This is a genomic window from Butyricimonas faecihominis, assembly GCF_033096445.1.
Lineage (GTDB): Bacteria > Bacteroidota > Bacteroidia > Bacteroidales > Marinifilaceae > Butyricimonas > Butyricimonas faecihominis.
In genome coordinates this window covers 1,900,517-1,921,044 of sequence record NZ_AP028155.1, presented here as the reverse complement: position 1 = coordinate 1,921,044, position 20,528 = coordinate 1,900,517, and the positions used below count along the sequence as shown (strand labels likewise).

24 protein-coding genes are annotated in these 20,528 nt (G+C 44.0%); 20 read left to right on the top strand and 4 right to left on the bottom strand.

The genetic code is table 11. The annotated features are described in order from the left end of the window. The first annotated feature begins 71 nt into the window (after positions 1–71). Positions 72–1,208 (top strand): lipid-A-disaccharide synthase, encoded by a 1,137-nt coding sequence (gene lpxB, locus R8806_RS08050; RefSeq protein ID WP_124318365.1) that lies wholly within the window; start codon positions 72–74, stop codon positions 1,206–1,208. Between the two features lie 7 nt (positions 1,209–1,215). On the opposite strand, the gene R8806_RS08045 is transcribed toward lpxB, so the two are convergent. Beyond that, entirely contained in the window at positions 1,216–1,866 is a 651-nt protein-coding gene (locus tag R8806_RS08045; protein ID WP_124318366.1) for an AlbA family DNA-binding domain-containing protein, read from the bottom strand. 183 nt (positions 1,867–2,049) lie between these two features. On the opposite strand from R8806_RS08045, the gene R8806_RS08040 reads away from it, so the two are divergent. Beyond that, positions 2,050–2,454, top strand: a complete 405-nt coding sequence (locus R8806_RS08040) for a hypothetical protein (protein ID WP_124316994.1) — start codon at positions 2,050–2,052, stop codon at positions 2,452–2,454. Positions 2,455–2,636: 182 nt separating this feature from the next. Here the strand turns inward: R8806_RS08040 and hcp are convergent, their stop codons facing one another. Beyond that, the gene (gene hcp / locus R8806_RS08035) at positions 2,637–4,280 is read right to left on the bottom strand and encodes a hydroxylamine reductase (protein WP_124317002.1); all 1,644 of its coding nucleotides are present in this window, start codon (positions 4,278–4,280) and stop codon (positions 2,637–2,639) included. 212 nt (positions 4,281–4,492) lie between these two features. Between hcp and R8806_RS08030 the strand changes: the two genes are divergently transcribed. The 4 genes from R8806_RS08030 (at position 4,493) to R8806_RS08015 (ending at position 8,443) form a co-directional block, all read left to right on the top strand. Continuing rightward, positions 4,493–5,161, top strand: coding sequence for a Crp/Fnr family transcriptional regulator (locus R8806_RS08030; protein WP_124316995.1), 669 nt, complete (start codon positions 4,493–4,495; stop codon positions 5,159–5,161). Between the two features lie 168 nt (positions 5,162–5,329). Beyond that, a complete protein-coding gene (locus tag R8806_RS08025) occupies positions 5,330–6,367 on the top strand; it encodes an AI-2E family transporter (RefSeq protein WP_124316996.1) in 1,038 nt (345 codons plus the stop codon). Positions 6,368–6,880: 513 nt separating this feature from the next. Continuing rightward, positions 6,881–7,942 carry an MBL fold metallo-hydrolase gene (locus tag R8806_RS08020; RefSeq protein WP_124317003.1) on the top strand — a complete coding sequence of 354 codons (1,062 nt, stop codon included), beginning with the start codon at positions 6,881–6,883 and terminating at the stop codon, positions 7,940–7,942. A 108-nt stretch (positions 7,943–8,050) separates the two neighbouring features. Next, positions 8,051–8,443 carry a hypothetical protein gene (locus R8806_RS08015; RefSeq protein WP_087422234.1) on the top strand — a complete coding sequence of 131 codons (393 nt, stop codon included), beginning with the start codon at positions 8,051–8,053 and terminating at the stop codon, positions 8,441–8,443. 44 nt (positions 8,444–8,487) lie between these two features. Here the strand turns inward: R8806_RS08015 and R8806_RS08010 are convergent, their stop codons facing one another. Next, complete coding sequence (locus R8806_RS08010) at positions 8,488–9,834, bottom strand: ATP-binding protein (protein ID WP_124316997.1); 1,347 nt, start codon at positions 9,832–9,834, stop codon at positions 8,488–8,490. Positions 9,835–10,125: 291 nt separating this feature from the next. Here R8806_RS08010 and R8806_RS08005 point away from each other — a divergent pair, with 291 nt between their 5' ends. The 9 genes from R8806_RS08005 to R8806_RS07975 all read left to right on the top strand — a co-directional run bounded on the left by R8806_RS08005 (position 10,126) and on the right by R8806_RS07975 (position 13,320). Further along, positions 10,126–10,650: a methylated-DNA--[protein]-cysteine S-methyltransferase gene (locus R8806_RS08005; protein ID WP_124316998.1), complete on the top strand. Its 525-nt coding sequence runs from the start codon at positions 10,126–10,128 to the stop codon at positions 10,648–10,650. Positions 10,651–10,693: 43 nt separating this feature from the next. Beyond that, complete coding sequence (locus R8806_RS08000; RefSeq protein WP_124317004.1) at positions 10,694–11,107, top strand: DUF2442 domain-containing protein; 414 nt, start codon at positions 10,694–10,696, stop codon at positions 11,105–11,107. A gap of 89 nt (positions 11,108–11,196) precedes the next feature. Continuing rightward, positions 11,197–11,526, top strand: a complete 330-nt coding sequence (locus tag R8806_RS07995; RefSeq protein ID WP_124316999.1) for a hypothetical protein — start codon at positions 11,197–11,199, stop codon at positions 11,524–11,526. Between the two features lie 44 nt (positions 11,527–11,570). Further along, entirely contained in the window at positions 11,571–11,744 is a 174-nt protein-coding gene (locus R8806_RS20065) for a SufE family protein (protein WP_087422029.1), read from the top strand. After that, the gene (locus tag R8806_RS20060) at positions 11,720–11,923 is read left to right on the top strand and encodes a SufE family protein (RefSeq protein WP_353844630.1); all 204 of its coding nucleotides are present in this window, start codon (positions 11,720–11,722) and stop codon (positions 11,921–11,923) included. Before R8806_RS20065 ends, R8806_RS20060 begins: the two co-directional genes overlap by 25 nt. A gap of 71 nt (positions 11,924–11,994) precedes the next feature. Next, positions 11,995–12,165: a diguanylate cyclase gene (locus R8806_RS07990; RefSeq protein ID WP_117722722.1), complete on the top strand. Its 171-nt coding sequence runs from the start codon at positions 11,995–11,997 to the stop codon at positions 12,163–12,165. Between the two features lie 59 nt (positions 12,166–12,224). Next, positions 12,225–12,662: a DUF5053 domain-containing protein gene (locus R8806_RS07985; RefSeq protein ID WP_027200946.1), complete on the top strand. Its 438-nt coding sequence runs from the start codon at positions 12,225–12,227 to the stop codon at positions 12,660–12,662. A 76-nt stretch (positions 12,663–12,738) separates the two neighbouring features. After that, positions 12,739–12,933, top strand: coding sequence for a type ISP restriction/modification enzyme (locus R8806_RS07980; RefSeq protein WP_373289781.1), 195 nt, complete (start codon positions 12,739–12,741; stop codon positions 12,931–12,933). Positions 12,934–13,065: 132 nt separating this feature from the next. After that, the gene (locus tag R8806_RS07975) at positions 13,066–13,320 is read left to right on the top strand and encodes a hypothetical protein (protein WP_167513947.1); all 255 of its coding nucleotides are present in this window, start codon (positions 13,066–13,068) and stop codon (positions 13,318–13,320) included. A gap of 379 nt (positions 13,321–13,699) precedes the next feature. Here the strand turns inward: R8806_RS07975 and R8806_RS07970 are convergent, their stop codons facing one another. After that, entirely contained in the window at positions 13,700–13,918 is a 219-nt protein-coding gene (locus R8806_RS07970; RefSeq protein WP_124318469.1) for a helix-turn-helix domain-containing protein, read from the bottom strand. A gap of 122 nt (positions 13,919–14,040) precedes the next feature. Here R8806_RS07970 and R8806_RS07965 point away from each other — a divergent pair, with 122 nt between their 5' ends. From R8806_RS07965 to R8806_RS07945, 5 genes are all read left to right on the top strand, one after another. Further along, entirely contained in the window at positions 14,041–14,502 is a 462-nt protein-coding gene (locus tag R8806_RS07965) for a hypothetical protein (RefSeq protein WP_124318470.1), read from the top strand. Between the two features lie 86 nt (positions 14,503–14,588). After that, complete coding sequence (locus tag R8806_RS07960; RefSeq protein ID WP_124316791.1) at positions 14,589–17,909, top strand: SusC/RagA family TonB-linked outer membrane protein; 3,321 nt, start codon at positions 14,589–14,591, stop codon at positions 17,907–17,909. A 4-nt stretch (positions 17,910–17,913) separates the two neighbouring features. Continuing rightward, entirely contained in the window at positions 17,914–19,428 is a 1,515-nt protein-coding gene (locus R8806_RS07955; protein ID WP_124316790.1) for a RagB/SusD family nutrient uptake outer membrane protein, read from the top strand. 18 nt (positions 19,429–19,446) lie between these two features. Then, the gene (locus R8806_RS07950; protein ID WP_229783031.1) at positions 19,447–20,073 is read left to right on the top strand and encodes a fasciclin domain-containing protein; all 627 of its coding nucleotides are present in this window, start codon (positions 19,447–19,449) and stop codon (positions 20,071–20,073) included. Between the two features lie 12 nt (positions 20,074–20,085). Further along, the gene (locus tag R8806_RS07945; protein WP_229783030.1) at positions 20,086–20,505 is read left to right on the top strand and encodes a hypothetical protein; all 420 of its coding nucleotides are present in this window, start codon (positions 20,086–20,088) and stop codon (positions 20,503–20,505) included. Positions 20,506–20,528: the final 23 nt, after the last annotated feature.

Below are 20,528 nucleotides of genomic sequence, written 5' to 3'. Positions count from 1 at the left end.
GTTGTTTTTATCCGGTATATTTATAAATGATAATTTTTTTGTAAGTTTGCCCAAAGAATAGAAAAAAGCCAATGAAATACTACGTTATTGCGGGAGAGGCATCGGGCGATTTGCACGCCTCTAATCTGATTAAGGGATTGAGAAAGTTTGACCCGGATGCAAAGGTCCGCGGGTGGGGAGGTGATTTGATGCGGGAGGCCGGATGTGAGATTGTTCGTCATTATAAGGACACGGCCATCATGGGTTTCCTGACAGTCTTGAAAAATCTGGACAAGATTAAGGCAAATATCGACGCTTGTCACCAGGATATTCTGGTATGGCAGCCGGATGTTGTGATTCTCGTGGATTACGGTGGTTTTAATCTCCGGGTGGCTAAATTTATCAAGGATGCGAATATTCCCGTGTTCTATTATATTTCCCCGAAAATCTGGGCTTGGAACACGGGACGGGTGAAGAAGATCAAGCGGTTGGTGGATCGTATGTTCGTGATTTTCCCGTTTGAAGTAGACTTTTATGCCCGGTATGATTATTCCGTGCAGTATGCCGGAAATCCGTTGGTGGATGCTATTCACGACCGTCCTTTCAAGAACGAAACATTCAATGAGTTCGTGCAGGTAAATGGCTTGTCCGGTAAACCGATCATCGCTTTGGTGGCGGGCAGTCGTTCGCAGGAATTGAAACACGTGTTGCCGAAGATGCTAACTATGGTAAAACATTTTCCCGATCATGAGTTTGTGATAGCGGGAGCCCCGTCAATGAGTGACGAGGATTATGCACCTTATTTGCAGGACGTGAAGGTTCGGATAATTTACGGGCAGACCTACCGGTTGGTACGACAGGCTCGTGCAGCTTTGGTCACGTCAGGAACGGCCACGCTGGAAACTGCGATTTTGCGGACACCCCAAGTGGTTTGTTACAGTGGGGAAGGGGGGGCGTTGAGTTATTTCCTGTTTAAGACCTTTGTTAAAGTGAAATATATTTCGTTGGTCAACTTGATTGCCGGTCGAGAAGTGGTAACCGAATTATTGATGCAGAAATTGAACGAGAAGAACCTGTTGCGGGAACTCTCGGCAATCCTTCCGGAAGGAGGGAAACGACATCAGATGTTGGACGGATATGATGAGGTGAACGAGAAATTGGGTGATGCCGGAGCATCCGAACGATTTGCCCGAATGATGATTGACGAGTTATCCCGGTTCCGTGGGTGAGTTGAAATCATGAACTCTTTTCGTTTTGTCTGAAAAGGAAACGCTGCCCGTCAAAATACGGTTCGATGAGTTCAAACCGGATGAATTTGGCTAGCGTGTTTTCTGCCTTGGGACGAGATATTTTTGCCATGTGGCAGTACTGGTTCAGGGTGATTGAGTCGTGTGAAGAAAGGTAATCCAGTAACATTTGTTCTGTTTCCGTGTAATGTACGAATACTCCTTTCGGGGTTCCGACTTGTTGCCATACTTTGATATGTACGGGGGTGGCAAGTATGTTTTCATCCCGAACCCGGATGTAGGCCCACCAGCGGTTATCGTGATCCTTGGCACAATAGGGTTTCTGTTCTCCCGGTGGAACAATGACTTCGAGAACAGTACGCCCTTCCACGGTGTGGACGTGCATTTCACAATCTATTTGCGGTTTGCAGTAAAGTTTTGCGGCAGCCTCGATCATGTAAATCTCCTCTTCCGAGCGAACTCCGGCAATCTTGCCGTTATCCTTTACTCCTACGAGCAATCGTCCCCCGTCCGTGTTGGAGAATGCGGAAAGGGATTTAGCGATCTTGCGAGCATCGGAAATCTCGAATTTGAAATCCTGTTGCTGGTGTTCTCCCTCTGCAATTCGAGCGTGTATGTAATCCGCTTTTACCTGAATCATACTTGGTTATTTTTAGGTATGCAAAGATATTGGTTTTAACAAAATGAATATAGGATATTTCAAAAATTCTCTTTATCTTTGTTTCTAGAAAATGAGACATGAATCCATATACATCCGTGAGGGATGTTGGTTTGTGTCTCTTTTTTTATGGGTGTGAGAGTGTCTAATCAAAGTAATTGGTGCATGGGAAGAATAAAAGAAAAAAAGCGAGTGGCGGCAGCGAGTAGGGGACAGGTTCATTTGAATACTTTAGGTATTGATGCGGCAATCAAGGCTTACAGGACGGCAGTTCTTGATAGCGAACGGATGCAGGAAAAGATCCGGGAATTGATCCGTATGGGGGATTTTTGCCGGGAGGTTTGCCGGGATGAGGAGGCTCTTGATGCTTACGAGCGAGCCCTCTCGTGTTGTCGGGAGAACGAGAATAAGCGATCCCCCCGTTTCTGGGAGGTGGCTTGTTATTGTGCGTCCCGTGTGGATGAGTTATCGGCTCATCAGCGAAAAGATTGTTCGACAATGGTCAGTCTGGTTGATTTTTATGCAGATAATTTTGAGGGCGTGTCAAAAGCCTTTTGGCACACCCTCTAGTTTATAAAGTTTGTAAAGTTGAACCTTTGGTTCTGAAAGTTCATAAAGTCCGTTGAGCCTAGCGGGCATTTTCTCTACGGTAGCTTTGCTACCGATGAACCCGGTCCGAAAGACTTCCGTTACCTTATGAACTTTATAAACCTTATAAACTTTTGATACTTCTTTAAATCAGGTCGTGTGGATTAATTTTCCAAAAAGAATTTCAAATCATCATCCGCAGTCGTGATCCCGGCGATACCGAATTTTTCCACGAGTACTTTCGCCACGTTCGGAGAAAGAAATCCGGGTAAGGTCGGTCCGAGGTGGATGTTCTTCACTCCAAGATAGAGCAGGGCTAACAACACGATGACAGCTTTCTGTTCGTACCAAGCGATGTTGTAAACGATAGGTAATTCATTAATGTCTTTTACCCTGAAAATTTCCTTCAGTTTCAAGGCAATAACCGCCAGCGAGTAGCTATCGTTACATTGTCCGGCATCCAGTACTCTTGGAATACCGTTAATATCCCCAAGGGGTAGTTTGTTGTAACGGTACTTGGCACATCCCGCGGTAAGGATCACCGTGTCTTTCGGGAGTTTCTGGGCGAATTCGGTGTAATATTCCCGGCCTTTCATTCGGCCGTCGCATCCTGCCATAACGAAGAATTTACGGATAGCCCCGGACTTCACGGCTTCCACGACTTTGTCTGCCAGTGCGAACACTTGGTTGTGGGCGAATCCTCCAATGATACTTCCGGTTTCGATGGCCTCCGGTGCCGGGCATCTTTTAGCGTGTTCGATGATTTCACTGAAATCTTTCGGTTGTCCGGGCTTGCGCTCGATATGCTTGAATCCGGGGAAACCTGCCGATCCGGTCGTGTACACCCGGTCCTTGTAATTTGCGTCCGGATGCGGGGGAACGATGCAGTTCGTGGTGAATAGCATCGGGCCGTTGAAATGTTGGAATTCATACACTTGTCTCCACCACGAGTTACCGTAGTTTCCGGCGAAGTGTTTGTATTTCTTGAATGCCGGGTAGTAGTGTGCGGGTAGCATCTCGCTATGGGTGTAGACGTCCACCCCCGTACCTTCCGTCTGTTCCAAAAGTTCGTACAGGTCTCGCAGGTCGTGACCGCTGATTAGGATACCGGGATTTTTCCGCACGCCGATGTCCACTTTCGTGATTTCCGGGTTACCGTAAGTGTCCGTGTTGGCTTTATCAAGCAAGGCCATGGCATCAACGCCATTTTTACCACATTCAAGAACCATCTGCACGAGTTGGTCGGCAGACAGAGGGAGCGTGGTGGCTACTAGTCCCCGGTCAATGAATTCGTAGATGGACGGGTTCTCGTGTCCGAGATTATAGGCGTGTTCCGTGTAAGCAGCCATTCCCTTCATCCCGTAGGTGAGCATCTCTCTCAAAGAACGGATGTCCTCGTTTTCGGTGGAGAGAACTCCCACAAATCCGGCTTTCGATTCCATTTCTTCCAACGTGTTGGCTGTCCAGAAGGCTCCCTCGAACGTGATCTTTTCGGTTTTCCCGCCTTTGTCGAGGAAGGTCTGTTTCAGTTGTTCTCGTAATTTGATAGCCTCTTTGATTTTTTCCACGAAACGTTGCTTGTCGAAGTTCGCGTTCGTGATGGTCATGAACAAGCCATCGAGAATAAAGCGATCTGCCGAGTGGTCAACGGCATCGAGGGCTCGGAGTTGTACCCGGTAGTGGGCGATTCCCTTTAGGATAAATAGTAGTAAGTCCTGTAAATTGGCTACATCCGATGTCTTTCCGCATACGCCGCGGACCGTGCATCCGGTTCCTTTTGCTGTTTCTTGGCATTGATAACAAAACATTTTTTCCATGGTCTAGTGTGTTTGATAAATAATTTCTTTAATTGTTTGTCGCGAATGTACGGGTGCGATAAAACAATAGTTGTAATATAAATTACAAACGTGAATTTAATTTTCAATAATTTATACGAGAGTGAATGAAAAAGGTTAAAAGTAAGATAAGGTGTTAAAGAAGAAAGTGATACATTTGTGTATCATTTAAAAGATAACAGAGCATGGATATAGCACGACTTTTCGGTTGCCCTTTATGCACGGGAATTCCCGAACGGGAGAGGGAGCAGTTTATAGAAGGATTTGATTATAGCGTGAAGAGCTATATGAAAGGGGAAGTGGTTTTCCGGCAGGGAGACGTGTGCAGGTTCCTTTATATCTTGCTGGAAGGGGAAGTCGAGGCGGAAATGACGGATGATTCGGGAGCCATGTTACGAATCGAGACGATCCGGGCGCCGAGAGCGCTTGCCCCGGCGTTCCTTTTTGCCGAGGATAATCATTTTCCGGTGACGGCCACCGTTTCGGAGAAGGCCAACGTGTTTATCGCCACGAAAGAATCCGTGTTCCGTCAGATGGGATGTTATGAAAGTTTCCTGCGTAATTTTCTGTCCGTGAACGCGAACCGGACAACTTTCCTTACCGGGCGTTTGCAGTTCCTGTCATTCAAGACGATCCGGGGAAAATTGATTCATTATATTCTGGAACTGGCCTTCCCCGATAAGAAAAAGGTGTTGTTGGGAAAGTCACAGCAGGAATTGGCCGAATATTTCGGGGTGACCCGTCCGGCATTGGCCAAGGTGTTGTACGAGCTGGCTGACGAGGGGATGATTTCCGTGAATCGCCGGGAAATTATCATTCTGGATCGGGAGAAGATGCGGAGGGCCTTGAGTTAGCCTGTCGTGCTGTCTTGTCGGGTATGAGAGGGAAAGAGTTTGTCAGTTATTGTAAAAGGGGGATATAAAATTAAACATTTTTTCGTCGTTTTCGTTAACACGATAACCGGGCGGATGATCATTCGGACATCTGTTTGGGGGCATATCGTGAACTTAAATTGTGATAAAATGAGTCTTAAAGAACAATACTGGAGATATTCCCTCGTGGCAATTATTCTGTTGCTGGGGATTCTTATATTTTTTCAAATTTTGCCGTTTTTCAGCGGGATTCTGGGTGCCATGACGATTTATATCCTTCTGCGTAACCAGATGTTGTATTTGACGGAAAGGAAACGGATGAAACGTAGTATCATGGCTATTCTTCTGTTATGCGAGACGATTCTTTGTTTTCTTATCCCCCTATCGATTGTCGTGTGGGTATTCGTGAACAAGTTACAGGCCATAAACCTGGATCCGCACAGCTTGATTGCCCCGGTGGAACATGTGGCTGAGCTGATCCGGGAAAAAGTAGGGTATGATCTTTTGAGCAAAGGGAATATAGATACGATATTGGCTGCCTTGCCGAAAGTCGGTCAGTTGCTGATGGGGAGTATCAGTAGTTTTGCCATTAACGTGGTGGTGTTGCTTTTCGTACTTTATTTCATGTTGATTGGGGGGCGGGATATGGAGGAGTACGTGAGCGAGATCCTGCCGTTTAATCAACGGAATAAAAAGAATATATTACACGAGTTCAACATGATCGTGAAGTCGAATGCGATCGGGATTCCTTTGCTTGCCGTGATTCAAGGGGCCATTGCCATGCTGGGATATTTTGTATTCGGGGCTCCGAGTCCCGTGTTGTGGGGATTCTTGTCCTGTTTTGCCACGATTATCCCGATTGTCGGGGCGGCGTTGATCTGGGCCCCGCTGGCGCTGTACATGGGAATGACGGGGCATTGGGGGATGGCGATCGGGTTGGCGGTCTACGCTCTGGTCGTGATCTCGAATGTCGATAACCTGGTTCGGTTCATGTTGCAGAAGAAGATGGCGGACACTCACCCGTTGATTACGATTTTCGGGGTGGTCATCGGGCTTTCCTTGTTTGGCTTCATGGGGGTGATCTTCGGACCTTTGCTCCTGTCAATCTTTGTCTTTTGCGTGAACATTTTTAAAGTGGAATACTTGGAAGGGGAGGGACGGACGAGACCCAAGATATACAAGCCTTGATTCGTTTGGTTTACAGATGGTAATGAATGGGTTGTGCTACCCTTTTTTCGGGGTGTTACTATCACAAGCTCGTTTCTACTCTCAACTAATAGCGTTACCCCGTCATTCCGCAGTGGGGGAATGGCGGGAGTGAAAGGGAGATGCAATACCCAAGAGATAGTATAACCTTATGATTACCTTGGCTTTGGTCTGATAATGGTTGATTTTTTCGAGATAGTTCTTAGATAGTTCATTTAGACCATCGTGCATTCATCGAGCATTCTTCTTGCATTTATCTTCGATAACAATGGGTGTTGGGTGTTCTCTGTTTACTTCCGGAATGTTATTTCGTGATTGCGGGGATTAGGGAGGATGTTTAGGGAAAGTTCGGGAATCACGGGGAAGCGTAAACCGTAATTTAGGTATGAATACCAGTAATTCGTGTACACGCGGGTTGGGAGTATTTGCTTATTTTTGCGATAAATTTAATTTTGAGTTGTATTTATGAGATTAATAAAAAGTTCAAGAAAGCGTATGGTACTATGGATTATTCTGTCGATCGTGGTGGTTATGGCCATTGTCGGGATTGTTTTCGTGAATCAGCCAAGTTTCGGGAGAATTCCCCGGGGAGAACGGCTGGCAAGGATTGAACGTTCGCCGAATTACCGGGACGGGGCTTTCCGCAATATACATGAAACTCCTTTAATGACCTCGGACAAGGGGCGTTTACAGGGATTACTGGATTTCGTTTTTAAGGATAAGACCGGACTGCAACCGGACACGGCGTTGACCGTGGTGAAAACGGATTTACGGCAGATCAACCCGGAAGAGGACGTGCTGGTGTGGTTCGGACATTCATCTTATCTGGTTCAAGTGGATGGAAAACGGGTACTCGTGGACCCGGTGTTCTGCATGGCTTCCCCGGTTTCTTTTATTAACAAGCCGTTCAAGGGAACGGACGTTTATCATCCGGAGGATATGCCGGATATTGATTACCTTGTTATTTCCCATGATCATTGGGATCACCTGGATTATCATACCGTGCGGGCGTTGAAAGACCGGATCGGGAAGGTGATTTGCGGTTTGGGTGTCGGCGAGCATTTCGAGTACTGGGGGTTCGACAAGGAGCGTATTATCGAGTTGGATTGGGAGGAAGAGGTTCGTTTGGATTCCGGTTTTGTCATGCATTGTTTGCCGGCCCGGCATTTTTCGGGGCGGGGACTTTCCGCCAATAAAACGCTGTGGGCCTCGTTCTTGCTTGAAACTCCTTCCCGGAAGATATATTTGGCAGGAGATGGTGGTTACGACACACATTTTGCCCGGATCGGGGATTGTTTTCCGGGTATAGATTTGGCCATTCTTGAAAACGGACAGTATAACGAGGGATGGAAGTATATCCACTTGATGCCTGATTACTTGACCCGGGCAGCCTTGGACCTGAAAGCGAAGAAGGTGATGACCGTGCATCATTCCAAGTATGCGCTGGCCCATCATCATTGGGATGAGCCGTTACGGAACGAGATGAACATGGCAAAGAACGACTCGTTACACGTGTTGATTCCTGTCATTGGCGAGGTCGTGAGGTGGGGAGAGTAGTTCTTGGGAAATGGTTCGTTTTGTAAACCAAATGATTTAGTGAATTTTATTCCTTCGCCTGGATATTATTTTTTATTTTTGCTTGTAAATATATTGGAGGACGGTATTATGGTAAAACAGGATTATCTCGTGCGCATGATTCAAGAAATTATTTCTGCAATTGCTAGGGCTATATTGAACAAGAAGAAGATTCGTCAGCAGGATCGGGACGAGTATGACTTGTTGACGCAGCAAATGTTGGGATTTCCCGTGAAGGAGCTGGCGACGATGGATGTGCAGGAACTGATTGACCGGTATGCCAACGAGGAAGACAGGATTGGTAAGATTGAACTTGCGTCCGTGTACCTGTTGAGATTTTCGGAGGAAGTGGAGGATGATATTTTGTTGAAGTCGAAATTGCGTCAGGATGGGATTCGTTTGCTTAAATATGTTCAGCAGGAAGATACAAACTTTTCAATACAACGGGATTGTCTGATCCGGATGCTGGAAACGAATCAGTAAAATTTGGGGTGTCGTTTGGGGGAATGTTTGCCGTGTTATTGTAATTATTGTAGCATTGTTAAATCTACTTTGTAATGTGTGGGGGCAACGTTGTTTTTTTCTAGGAACATGACCATATAAATCGGGGCATAAATGATCTTACCATTGATCCTGAGATTGTCGTTATTGAAAACCACAGCTTCAGGAAGTTCATATTCATCGCAATCCATTATATTGGATAAGGCGCGATGCGTGTCGTAGTCTTTTCCGGATTTTACCTCTATAGGTAGAACTTTGCCATCAAGTTCAATGATAAAGTCCAGCTCGCCGCGTTTCTTGTTATTATAATAGTATGGCTCTAGGGCGTGTGCTACCAATTCTTGTGCTACCGCGTTTTCGTATATAGAACCGAAATTGATGTCTTTATCGCCCTTTATTATGCGTAGTTGAATACCTTCGGCATATTGTGCGGCGAGTAGTCCCACGTCGTTTTGGAAAAGTTTGAACAGATTTCGTGAACGAGCGAGTAATAATGGCATTTTAGGTTCTTCTACATTGTAAACGGGTAATGCAACTCCTGCATTCTTTAACCACAGGAAACTGTTTTGATAACGTTCGAACTTCGCATTTTCATTTAGTTTTTTTAGAATAAACCGCTTGTTTTTTGCGTTGAGCTCGGGTGGAATAAGATTAAAAATCTCTTCTATGTAGAGTTTGTCATCGGGATCATACTGGGTGATATCGCGTCTGTATAAACGAATTATATCCTGCTGAATCGCCATAACTTCTTGTAAATTATTACTCTCGATGTATTTGCTCACGGCAGCTGGCATCCCGCCTACAATGAGGTATAGGCGGAATAATTCCATTATTTTGGAATGGATAAATTCATCAACAGGAGTACGGTCTTTCCATGCATCGCGTAAAGCCGTGATCACGTTGTCGTTGATGCCTATGCATGAAATGAACTCTTCGAAATCGAGCGGGTACATATCTTTGATACCCATGTAGCCAACAGGTTCCGAGCGTAAATCCTTTAATTCTACTCCTAGCAATGAACCGCTTAATATATAGCGGTACGAGCCTTCATCGACTAAGAATTTAATAGCCGTTACAATTTCCGGATATTTCTGTACTTCGTCAAAAAAAATGAGAGTTTCGCCTTTGATCAGGGGAACGGTTGTCATTGCGGACAAGCGAAATAATATATCGGTACTATTTTTTGCACCTTTGAAAACATCAATAGCCTCAGGATTATCAATAAAATTTATTTCTACGAAGCTTTTGAACGACTTACCGAATTTGCGGATGGAGTAAGTTTTGCCAATCTGTCTAGCTCCGGTGATAAGGAGGGCATTACGGGTAGTTTTGTAATAGTTCTGTATATAATTGTCAATCTTCCTTTTGAGCATGGCGTTTCCTTTTTTATGATAGAAAATGATGTCAATATTTCCACTTTTCTAATACAAATATGGTTTTTATTTGCCGTTTTTCCAATAGTTTTGTGGTATATTTTTGCCGTTTTTCTAATAATATGTATTATGGATTGTAACAGAGTTGTTTAGTGGGTACCGGATTTTACATTAATGGGAAAGAGTTTGGGAATATCGGAATAATGTTCTACTTTTATAACTTGTCATTTGGCTTGATTGTATAGAAAAGGTCGTGGTTGAAGGAAAGTACGAAAATAAAAAGTAGAAGAAATGATACAAATTCAACATTATGAATCTCCCTGTGGAGAGCTGATTCTTGGCTCTTTCGAGGGTAAACTTTGTTTGTGTGACTGGATGTTTGAAAAACGCAGGGCATCTATTGATAAACGGATTCAGAAAGCGCTAGGGGCCGATTACGAAGAGGGTGTTTCTGACGTGATCCGGGAAACAATCATCCAGCTTGACGAATATTTTGCTCGCCAGAGGAAAACGTTTGATATTCCGCTCGTCTTTACGGGAACGGAGTTCCAGAATTCGGTGTGGCAGGAGTTGCTGGATATACCATACGGAAAAACGGTGTCTTATGGTGAGTTGGCTAAAAAGTTGGGAAACCCGAAAGCTGTTCGTGCCGTGGCTGCAGCTAATGGTGCGAATCCTATTTCGATTTTTGTTCCTTGTCATCGGGTGATTGGGGGTAACCATAAATTGGTCGGTTACGGGGGAGGCTTGGAGGCTAAAAAGGGTTTGCTAGATCTAGAGATGGGGGTGAAAAGTTTATTGAATGGTATGCGGTAAAATTGTGCATGATAGCTATATTTGTGAAAATGAAGCTAGGGTCATGGAAAATATCATCGTAGAAAAAGTCTGGTTGACCGATACAGAGGTATGGATACGTATCACTGACGGTAGGGAAGCATGTGAAAGGTTTGCCGACTATCAAAGATTGAAGTTTGCAACTCCAAAACAACGTGAAAATTTTCAAGTGGGTGATTTTGGTATTCGCTGGGAAGAACTAGATGAGGATTTAAGTTTTGAGGGATTTTTCCTTGAGAAAAAATCTAATCCTTTATATGATTTGTTTATAGCTCACCCGGAGTTGAATGCTGCAGCTATAGCACGTCGTTTGGGTATGTCTCAAAGTTTATTTGCACAATATGTAAGTGGCACGAAGAAACCCTCTAAAAAGCGTTTGGAAGAAATTGTAGAAACAATACGTGCAATAGGACGTGAATTAATATCTATATCGGCATGAACTATGAACTTTTATTTTTAGGTGAAAATTATCTCTAAAATAAACGTTGCAAACGTTGCTTTTATTTAGTCTTAAAATCAGAAAATGTATTGAAAAACAAAAAAGTATTCGAGAGAGTATCTTACCCGGTTCGTTATGCCGTGATGATATGGTTTACCGGGATCGTGCGATACTTCACCGAACACGCTATTTACCGGGTGTTATTTTCCGGTACCGAGGAGCAAAATGAAAAAATTAACCTTGGTATGACTGAAACGATCATGTCCCTTTCGCTTGTTGGTTTCGGTACGACCGCCGAAATGGAGCGGGTATCGGTTGTCGATTATTTCGATATGCAGGTGAAGGCGTTGAAAAAAATGATCTCGGATACCCGAGGAGGAGGGGCAACACTGGATGATATGTTCGTAAACAGACTATAATATGAAAGAGAAAATTGATGCGTTGAAAGAGACTTTTTTTATTACTGCCGGAATGGGCGGATCGCTATAATTATTTTGTTGAGCTGGGGGAATCTTTACCTGCAATGCCCGTGGCATTTCAAGTACCGGAGAACCGGATTGCTTGCAATTCGATGTTGTATTTCTACGTGTGCCATACTAAGACCTTTGCTATATATTTGCTTCTGCCAATGCCGTGATACTTGCTGGGTTGGCCGCTATGCTTTTTAACCTCTGCAACGGGGTATCATGGAAGGACATCCGGGATAATATGCCGTATCTACTTGCTACCTTAAAAGAATTGGGGTTGATTGATAATCTCACGCTGTCGAGGCGTGTGGCACTATTGACAATGGTTGAGAAAATAACGAATTCATAAAAAATGATTCAACGAATATTTTGTAATAAACAAATGTTTATCTATATTTGTAGTGTAAAAGTTTCTTTGAAATGTTTTCCTATGAAGAGCTAAAGGCTCGGATAGAACATGAGAAAAATAGTCTTAGGTTCTATGTCCTTTACTGGCATATTTTGAAAAAAGATATGTCGGAAGAGGAACTGGAGAGAATGATTGACTTTCATTTAGATCGTTTGATCGAACTACTTCGGTTGAAAGGTTGACAGGAAGCTCTCGAAAGAGGGCTTCCCAAAGAAACTTTACAATTTTAAATATTTTAGATATGGCAAGTTACAAAGAATTAAACGAGGAATTGGAACAAATGAAAGCGGAATTCTTGACTCTTCATTCCGAGGAAGAAGAGCGGGAATTTGGTGAGAAGATGGAACGATTTGTAGCTTCCAAAAGCCCGGAAGATCGTAAAATTCTCGCTCAAGCGTTTGTGAATGGTGCGAAGGAATCTTGTGAACGTGCGGAGAAATTATACGATGAAACGTTACGTGTTTATCTGGAAGGGATATATGAATCAATTTCGTGGTCTTATGTTGCTCGACACTATTTTGGAAAGAGTCGATCATGGTTGTGTCAGCGTATAAATGGGTTGAAGATTAGAAATAAAGAAGTACAATTTACCGAGAATGAAAAGAAGATATTATTAGATGCGTTACTTGATTTAAGTAATAACATTAAACGTACAGCTCTTGTTATAGGGCATCTCTGAAACTTTTACAACTTTAGAGGAAACCCGCCACGAGAATGGCGGGTTTTTTAATAGTAAAATTGCTACGATTTGTTTTGTGGATAATAGTAATTTTACTATCGAAAATATTCCAGTAGAGGCTTATGATTATGTAGTAAATGGTAAAAGTGCTATCGAGTGGATTATGGAACGTTATGCCATCACTACTCATAAGGATAGCAGCATTACTAATGATCCTAACTGTTGGGCTGTAAAGCATAATAATCCTCGCTATATACTAGATTTTTGCTAAGTGTGATTTACTTAAGTATGGAAACCGTAGAGATTGTGAATAAATTACCGAAACTAATCTTTTAATTGTCAGAATGAAGAGTTTACAATGATAAATTATGACAAAATAAGGGAATGTAGGGTTAAAATGGCAATGAATGCCGATGGTGGATTTCGATTGTCTGTTTTTGCTATAAATGAATTATTAGGAAAGCAACAATATATTACAGAAGAAGCTATACGTGAAGGTTTTGATTTCGCAAAAGCGAAACAGGAAAAGGAAATAGAGGAAAGTGACTTTACTACGAATGAAGAGAAAGAAGTTGAAAAGAAACAGAGAGAGTTATTTCTTAAACTTTTGGAAGAGCAAGTTAAGCTATATCTTAAAAGTCAGCACAGATTACTGTGACGTACTAGATAAAGAAAAGAATTATATAAATCTAAGTTTGTTTTTTTATTAGTCTTAAAATCAGAAAATGTATTGAAAAACAAAAAAGTATTTATATATTTGCAGATATGATACTAAATAGGTAGGAGAGCCTATCTTGAAAATATTGTGAGTTTATTCTAATCTTAAAACAGAAAATCGCCAATTTGAAGAAACAAGATTAGACATGAGATTCACGCTGGTTAAGCGTGGGTTGTTGTCTGTCTGTTTCTAGGCGTTTGGCGATGCCTCTGTTTTAGATAGAATTTACAATCCTCGCTTTTTTATTTGTGCTAATTGAGAAATTATTTTATGATATACAATAACGACCTAAATGAAGATATGAAACAAAAAAATGAATTTATTCAACGTCAACTAACTCTTTTAATTTGACTTTAAGTCCTCGGCTTATTTTATAGAGAGTACGTATTGTTGGATTAGTATTACCAGATTCAAGTCTAGCAATATTAGCATTATCCATATTGGAAGCTGCTGCAAGTTCATCCAATGTCATAGGTTTAGAAAGCCTTATTTCTTTTATTCTTTTACCAATTTTTAAAATTAAGTCTCTATCGTCCATTTTATTCTATCATAAATGATAAAAACAAAGGAAAGGATATAAAACGATTAATTATCTATCATATATGATAGAGAAAATAAAAGTGATTTACCAGATTAATGATTAAACTAGAAACAAACAAAATGAAAGAACCCCAAGAATTTATTCCCGATGAAGATCTGAAAAGATTCTTCCTAACTGGAACTCTATTTCTCAATCTATCAGAAGAGCTAGAACAACAAGAGTATAACAGGTTACGCATGTTGTACAAGCTACACAAAAGTATACACGACCTATTGTTTCATCTTTATCAATGTAATTTGAACACGCATTGTTTAGACGTTTGTGAAGTGTTCGGGTTCTATTTCGTTGAAAAAGAAGGGGCAAAGAAAAAGAAACACTACATGAGCGCACGCTTGTACAACTACATTCGTTTCGTACAGCAAATTATGAAATCAAAAAGCATGATTGCTGATTATTTATTATATAGTGCCGGGCAATTAGATGAATTGGAGCGAATTGCTAGTATTTATTATCAAAAGGATATAGGGAAAGAAATAACAAGAGAGGAAATTTTTCAACGAAAGGGACAGGAGAAAAAATAAAACAGGGGGATATTCGCTGACTAGGAACCTTTGAATATCACCCCCTTGTATTAATCAATTATATAAATTAACTAATGATCAAAGTTATGAAAAAAACTTCTGACAGGAAAGCTTTTAAACGAAAGTTACAATCGAGAAAATTAACCGTGATCGTGATTATCCGTTTCGTCATGATCTTGCTTGCTGGTTATCCTTTACTGGTAAGTGCGGGAGGGGGAAACGCACTCCGGGACGGAGGTTACCGGGTAAAAGGAAAAGTGGTCGATCGGAAAGGTGAACCTTTGCCCGGGGTAACGATCCGATTGGATAGTACCACGGTGGGGAGCGTGACGGGACAGGACGGGACGTTCGTTCTCTTGTTGCCGGAGAGGGAAGGCGTGCTTGTTTTTTCGTTTATCGGTTACGAAACGGCACGGGTGAGATACAACGGGGAAACGGCCCCTTTACTCGTGATGTTGAAAGAAAAAGTTGCGGCTCTGGATGAGGTGACCGTGGTTGCCTACGGCACGCAGAACAAGCGAGAGGTCGTGGGGGCCATGTCCACGGTAAAGGGGGAGGACCTTGAGGATATTCCCTCTCCCTCGCTGGCTAACTTGTTACAAGGACGGGTGGCAGGTATGAACGTGCTGAACACGACGGGGGCTCCCGGCGGCGGCGGAGTTTCCGTGATTATACGAGGGTTTAACAGCTTGTCGATAGAATCATCTCGACGGGGATCGGAACCCTTGTGGGTGATAGACGGGGTGCCCATGTTATCGTTCACCTCTCCCGTGACGGGAACGAACACGCTGGCAGAGATTGACCCGAATGATATTGAAAGCGTGCAAGTGTTGAAAGACGCTGCCTCTGCCGCTATCTACGGTTCACGGGCGGCCAACGGGGTGATTCTCGTGACGACGAAAAAGGGACGCTTGAACCAGCGAGCCAAGGTGAGCGTGAATGTATCGAGGACTTTCATTTTTGACCCGGCGTTACCTGACATCACTGGAGGACACCGGGAACGCCTGCACCGCCTGGAGGCTTTGCGTGATTACCAGCAAGCGGCCTATAACGGGGAGACGAACACGTACGAGTACGTGGCGGGGTACAAGGATTCTTACTTGAATCGCTTACAGTATGATTACTTCTGGAATATGGGTGACGGGGCGAATGTTGCTCCTTATCAAGACAGCTTGAATAAATTCTATAATAATTCAACGAACTTGTTTGATTATTATTTTCGCACAGCAAGGGTGACGGATGCCAGTTTGCAGTTGAGCGGGGGAAATGCCGGGATCACGTATAACGTGGGAATCGGGTATTATGACGAATCGGGTGTGTTGAGAAACACGGGATTCGGGAGGGTGAAAATTTTGGGAAATTTCTGCATGATGCCATTCCCCAAATTAGAAACTAATATGCGTTTTTATCTTGCCCGTGCGGAACGTAAAAGATCATCACGGGAGATAAACAGGTACGGGTTCACGTCGGGAACGGAACTGGAACAGGTGCCGGAGGAGTTGCTGAACACGTCAACCGTGCTGCCGGGACCGGGAAATGCCGCTTTCGACGAGCTGGTCAAACGCTTTGAAACAATTAAAGAGAAGAATGAATCGTATCGTTTGCGGGTGGCTTTCGACGTGAGTTACGAGTTCGTGAAAGGCTTGACTTTCAAATCGTCGTTGTCCGCGGATTATTCCCAGCAAAACCAGCAATTGTTCATGCCCTCGGAAGTCGATGAATACAAGGAAACTTACTCAAGTGGTCAAATCTCTCGTAACTTGATGTTGTTGAACGAGAATTTGTTGACCTATAAGCACACCTTTGCCGAGGCGCATACCGTGGACGTGCTAGCCGGACTCTCGTTCCAAACGGACGAGATGTATCTGAATTCCGGCTGGGGACGAGGGGCTCCTTCTAACTTGATTCACTACGTGAGTTGGGAAGGGAACGTGTACGACACGAAAGATAACCGTTCCCTGAAGGATTTTACTTCCGACAAGGAGAAGAGTACGATGGTCGGTGTGTTCGGTCGGGTGAATTACAATTACTTGCAGAAATATCTCGTGTCGATAACTTTGCGAAGGGATGCCAGTTCAAAATTCGGGGAAAAAGTTCGCTGGGGAACTTTCCCATCGTATGCGATTGGTTATGCTTTCTCGGAAGAGTCGTTCATGGCATGGGCTAAAAGGGTACTGGATTACGGGAAAATACGGGTGAGTTTCGGGAAATCGGGCAGGCAGTTTGACCAACCGTACGTGGCGTACGGGGTGCTTGGGGCGAGCAAGCCGTTTCTGGGTAATCCGACAGTGGAGCCGGAACTAGGTTTCGGGTTGATAAACCGGGAACTGACATGGGAAGAAACCCGCCAGTGGGATGTTGGGATGGATATGGACTTGTTGAATTATCGTCTTGGTGTGGTGGTGGATTATTATCGCCGTTATACCGATAAATTGCTTTATCCTGTACGTTTACCGGGCACGCATAACGGGTACTCGGCTCAATGGCAGAATGCTTACGGGATTTTGAATGAAGGCGTGGAAGTCATGGTGAAATGGGATATTACGCAAGAACGGGAGGTGAAATGGGATATGACCTTTAATATTGCCCGAAACTGGAACAGGTTGAAAAAGAGTCAGGATGGGAAAGATTTTTCGTCTAACGCGGGTTTGAATAACATGAACGTGATCGGGAAACCGCTGAACGGGATTTACGCTTTCAGGACAGCGGGATATTATAATTCGATGGATGAAGTGCCTTGTTATTATATTGACGGGAAATACACCCCATTGAGAACACTTAAAACACAGTTTTACAGGCCGGGAGATCGGGTTATCGTGGATGCGGACGGGAATGGCCGGATAGAGGCAAATTCGACGGAAGAGGATCGTGAGTACGTGGGGGCTCCCTTGCCATTGGCTAGTGGGGGAATCACGACATCTTTGGAATGGATGGGATTTGACTTGAATATGTTGTTTAATTACGTGTTGGGACGTCATATTCTGAATGCCGGACGGGGTGCCTCGGTGGGGACCGTGGCGGGAATGATCGTGGAGGATATCACGAAACCCGTGTTCGAGGATTTGGGAAAGGTTACTTTTTGGCAGAAACCGGGAGATCGTACTGATTACCCGAAGAACAGGCTAGAGGCAGGATTATATAATTTTAGCACGAATATTTACGCGAACGTGCAGAATGTGAGTTTTATCAAGTTGAAAACGATCACGTTGGGGTATTCTTTGCCAGAGGCGGTAAGAAAGAAACTTCATTTCGGGGCAAGGGTGTTTGTTTCAGCCGAGAACTTGTTCACTATCACTAATTATAAAGGGGCTGACCCTGAAAGCGTGGACGTGGTGACGGGGGTTGATAATTTGGGTAATTACCCGCTTGCCCGACGGGTGACGATAGGTTTAACGATTAACTTGTGATAATATGAAAAAAGTAATATATCTTTTTTTGATGGTTGTGTTGTCTGTTTCTTGTTTCGACGATTTCCTGACGGAGGAACCGGAGACGTTGGTAACTAATAATAATTTTTGGCAAAACGAGAAAGACGTGGAAAGTGCCGTGTACGGGATGCATCGTTGGTTTCGTTGGGTGATCGGCCGGGTGGACGTACATTACCGGGATCGAGGGTTACCTTTTGATAACCTTGGGAGCTGGGCGAACATTTCGAATAATGACTTGAGTAGGTTCACGCCGGATGACCCGAACACTTACTGGGGCTACGAGTACGAGTTAGTGGCCGAGGCTAACACGATTGCGGATAATATTGGACGGGCAAATATGCCGCAAGAACGTTACAATTTTTATCTCGGGCAGGTGTTGACAATCAGGGCATGGAGCTATTTTTACATTATCCGTAATTGGGGGGATGCCCCTTACATTATACACGCGGAGGATGTCGGGGAGAGAGGTCGGATGGCGTGGCAGGATATTGCGGATGCGATTATCGATGATTTGAAGTTGGCGGTTGGGTATCTTCCTCGTGTGAACGATTTGCGGGATAGCGAGGGGAGAATGATAGATAGTAAGCAAGTGCCTTCCCGGGGAACGGCGTTTGCAATCATGGCTCAAGTGTATGCATGGAAGGCGGCTTTGAATAACGAGCCGGAGTTGAATAAGCTGGCGATTGCAGCCTGTGATTCAGTGATAGATAGCGGTTCCTATGCTTTAGTGGGAAGCATAAAGGACGTGTGCGAGCGGGTGATGCTGGGGAATAGCGAGGAAGGGATATTTGAGATTGATTACCGGAACACGGAGGATGATTTAAAGTCAGGAGGTTCTTATCTAGCAGCGTTTTGCCAATCATGGCCGATCATGCCTAATAGAACTCCGGCCACGAAAAGACGTGGGTTACGCCTTGATAATACAACCGTCTATAAGATGTATCCGGACAAGTCAGACCAGCGTCGGGAGGAGTATTTTTACAAGCTCGACAGTATGGCTGGCGTGTCAACTTCGATCACGCAGGGGGCTGTCTACGTGCGAAAATTACGGCATATATTGCTTTACACGAGTGGTAGCGAGATTGGACAACTGAAATCTTTCGAGGATAACGAGATTATTATCCGGTTGGCGGATATGATCTTGTTGAGAGCCGAGCTGAAAGCCAAGACTGGTGACACGGATGGTGCCATCCGGGACTTGAACCGGGTTCGTAACCGGGCCGGGGTGCGGGATTATTCACTCGCAGACGGGGATTTACAAGATGTTATTGCAGATGAACGTGATCGGGAACTCTTTTGCGAGGGAATTTCCACGCGTTATTTTGACATCATGCGTAACGGGACTTTCCGGGAGAAATTGCGGGGAAACTTCAAAACATTGACGGAACAAGATGTGGCAGACGGGGCATTGTATTATCCCGTGGCACGGCAGGCTTTTGAGGATAATACACTGATGAGGCAGACTTCTTATTGGAAACGTAACGGATTTTCTTTTTAGTAACTTGATAACATGTAAATGATGAAAATATTTTATGTTTTTTTGGTGTTGTGGGTGGTTTTCACGGGATGTGATAACGACTTTTATCATGATTCAGGTTTAGCTGATGGTAAACATGATTGCACGGTGTGGGAATACCTACAAACGGATCATTATAACTGGGATTCGGTGATCGTGATGATTGAACATGCGGGATTGAAGGATGTTTTTGACGGGACGAATCCAGGGTTTCAGCAGATTACTTTTTTTGCTCCCACGAATTTGTCGATCAATCAATTTTTGTTTAAAACAACGGACGAGGCAGGAGAAATGGTTTACTCTTCCGTGAAGGAGGTGCCTGCGGAGTTATGTCGGGAGATGTTGTTGGCACATGTACTGGATAGGCGGATGATGAAAGAGGATTTTGATTACGAGGTGAAAGGAACGCTTACAGGAGGTACGATGGTGACAACAATCGGGGGTGTCGAATTAAGGGTGTATAGGACACTAACCCCGTATAACGGGATACCGGATATTGGTCCGGAAAGCTTGTTCTTCCATGCTGTCTTGAGTGGTCATATTGCTATGGTTGCCTCTGCGGATATTGAAATGACGAATGGCGTGGTACATTCGTTGAGTTACACGTATGAATTTACTGAATTGTAATAATTTGAAGATATGAAAAGAATGTATTGGATAGCGAATTGTTTGCTTTTAATCGGGATGTTACAGACGGGATGTCAAGATAGAACGGTGGGTTTTCTAGATATTCGTCATGCTGCTTATGCGCCGGATTCCATGATCGTGAAAGCCGGGCTTGACCCGGATGATGATGCTTATCAGATCAAATTTAAAATACCTTGGCAATCCGGGGAGATGGAGGGAGTGGAGGGAACAAACCCGGTGAAGTACACGATTCGGAATGTCCGGAGTGAACACCCCGAAGCTGTTGCACAATTTCGAATGTTTGGGCGTGGACGAGTAGAATTACCTTGGAATCACACGGTTCCTGTCGGACGTTACGTGATAGATATGCGAATTTCTAACGAGGGACATTTTTGTGACCTTGATTCAATTTTCATCGTGATCGTGAGGTGACTTCAATATAGATGCTTTTGTGT

Bases quoted from the DNA above. Each gene is read 5' to 3' on its own strand.
- lpxB (WP_124318365.1), top strand. From the start codon at position 72: ATGAAATACTACGTTATTGCGGGAGAGGCATCGGGCGATTTGCACGCC.
- R8806_RS08045 (WP_124318366.1), bottom strand. From the start codon at position 1,866: ATGATTCAGGTAAAAGCGGATTACATACACGCTCGAATTGCAGAGGGA.
- R8806_RS08040 (WP_124316994.1), top strand. From the start codon at position 2,050: ATGGGAAGAATAAAAGAAAAAAAGCGAGTGGCGGCAGCGAGTAGGGGA.
- hcp (WP_124317002.1), bottom strand. From the start codon at position 4,280: ATGTTTTGTTATCAATGCCAAGAAACAGCAAAAGGAACCGGATGCACG.
- R8806_RS08030 (WP_124316995.1), top strand. From the start codon at position 4,493: ATGGATATAGCACGACTTTTCGGTTGCCCTTTATGCACGGGAATTCCC.
- R8806_RS08025 (WP_124316996.1), top strand. From the start codon at position 5,330: ATGAGTCTTAAAGAACAATACTGGAGATATTCCCTCGTGGCAATTATT.
- R8806_RS08020 (WP_124317003.1), top strand. From the start codon at position 6,881: ATGGTACTATGGATTATTCTGTCGATCGTGGTGGTTATGGCCATTGTC.
- R8806_RS08015 (WP_087422234.1), top strand. From the start codon at position 8,051: ATGGTAAAACAGGATTATCTCGTGCGCATGATTCAAGAAATTATTTCT.
- R8806_RS08010 (WP_124316997.1), bottom strand. From the start codon at position 9,834: ATGCTCAAAAGGAAGATTGACAATTATATACAGAACTATTACAAAACT.
- R8806_RS08005 (WP_124316998.1), top strand. From the start codon at position 10,126: ATGATACAAATTCAACATTATGAATCTCCCTGTGGAGAGCTGATTCTT.
- R8806_RS08000 (WP_124317004.1), top strand. From the start codon at position 10,694: ATGGAAAATATCATCGTAGAAAAAGTCTGGTTGACCGATACAGAGGTA.
- R8806_RS07990 (WP_117722722.1), top strand. From the start codon at position 11,995: ATGTTTTCCTATGAAGAGCTAAAGGCTCGGATAGAACATGAGAAAAAT.
- R8806_RS07985 (WP_027200946.1), top strand. From the start codon at position 12,225: ATGGCAAGTTACAAAGAATTAAACGAGGAATTGGAACAAATGAAAGCG.
- R8806_RS07975 (WP_167513947.1), top strand. From the start codon at position 13,066: ATGAATGCCGATGGTGGATTTCGATTGTCTGTTTTTGCTATAAATGAA.
- R8806_RS07970 (WP_124318469.1), bottom strand. From the start codon at position 13,918: ATGGACGATAGAGACTTAATTTTAAAAATTGGTAAAAGAATAAAAGAA.
- R8806_RS07965 (WP_124318470.1), top strand. From the start codon at position 14,041: ATGAAAGAACCCCAAGAATTTATTCCCGATGAAGATCTGAAAAGATTC.
- R8806_RS07960 (WP_124316791.1), top strand. From the start codon at position 14,589: ATGAAAAAAACTTCTGACAGGAAAGCTTTTAAACGAAAGTTACAATCG.
- R8806_RS07955 (WP_124316790.1), top strand. From the start codon at position 17,914: ATGAAAAAAGTAATATATCTTTTTTTGATGGTTGTGTTGTCTGTTTCT.
- R8806_RS07950 (WP_229783031.1), top strand. From the start codon at position 19,447: ATGATGAAAATATTTTATGTTTTTTTGGTGTTGTGGGTGGTTTTCACG.
- R8806_RS07945 (WP_229783030.1), top strand. From the start codon at position 20,086: ATGAAAAGAATGTATTGGATAGCGAATTGTTTGCTTTTAATCGGGATG.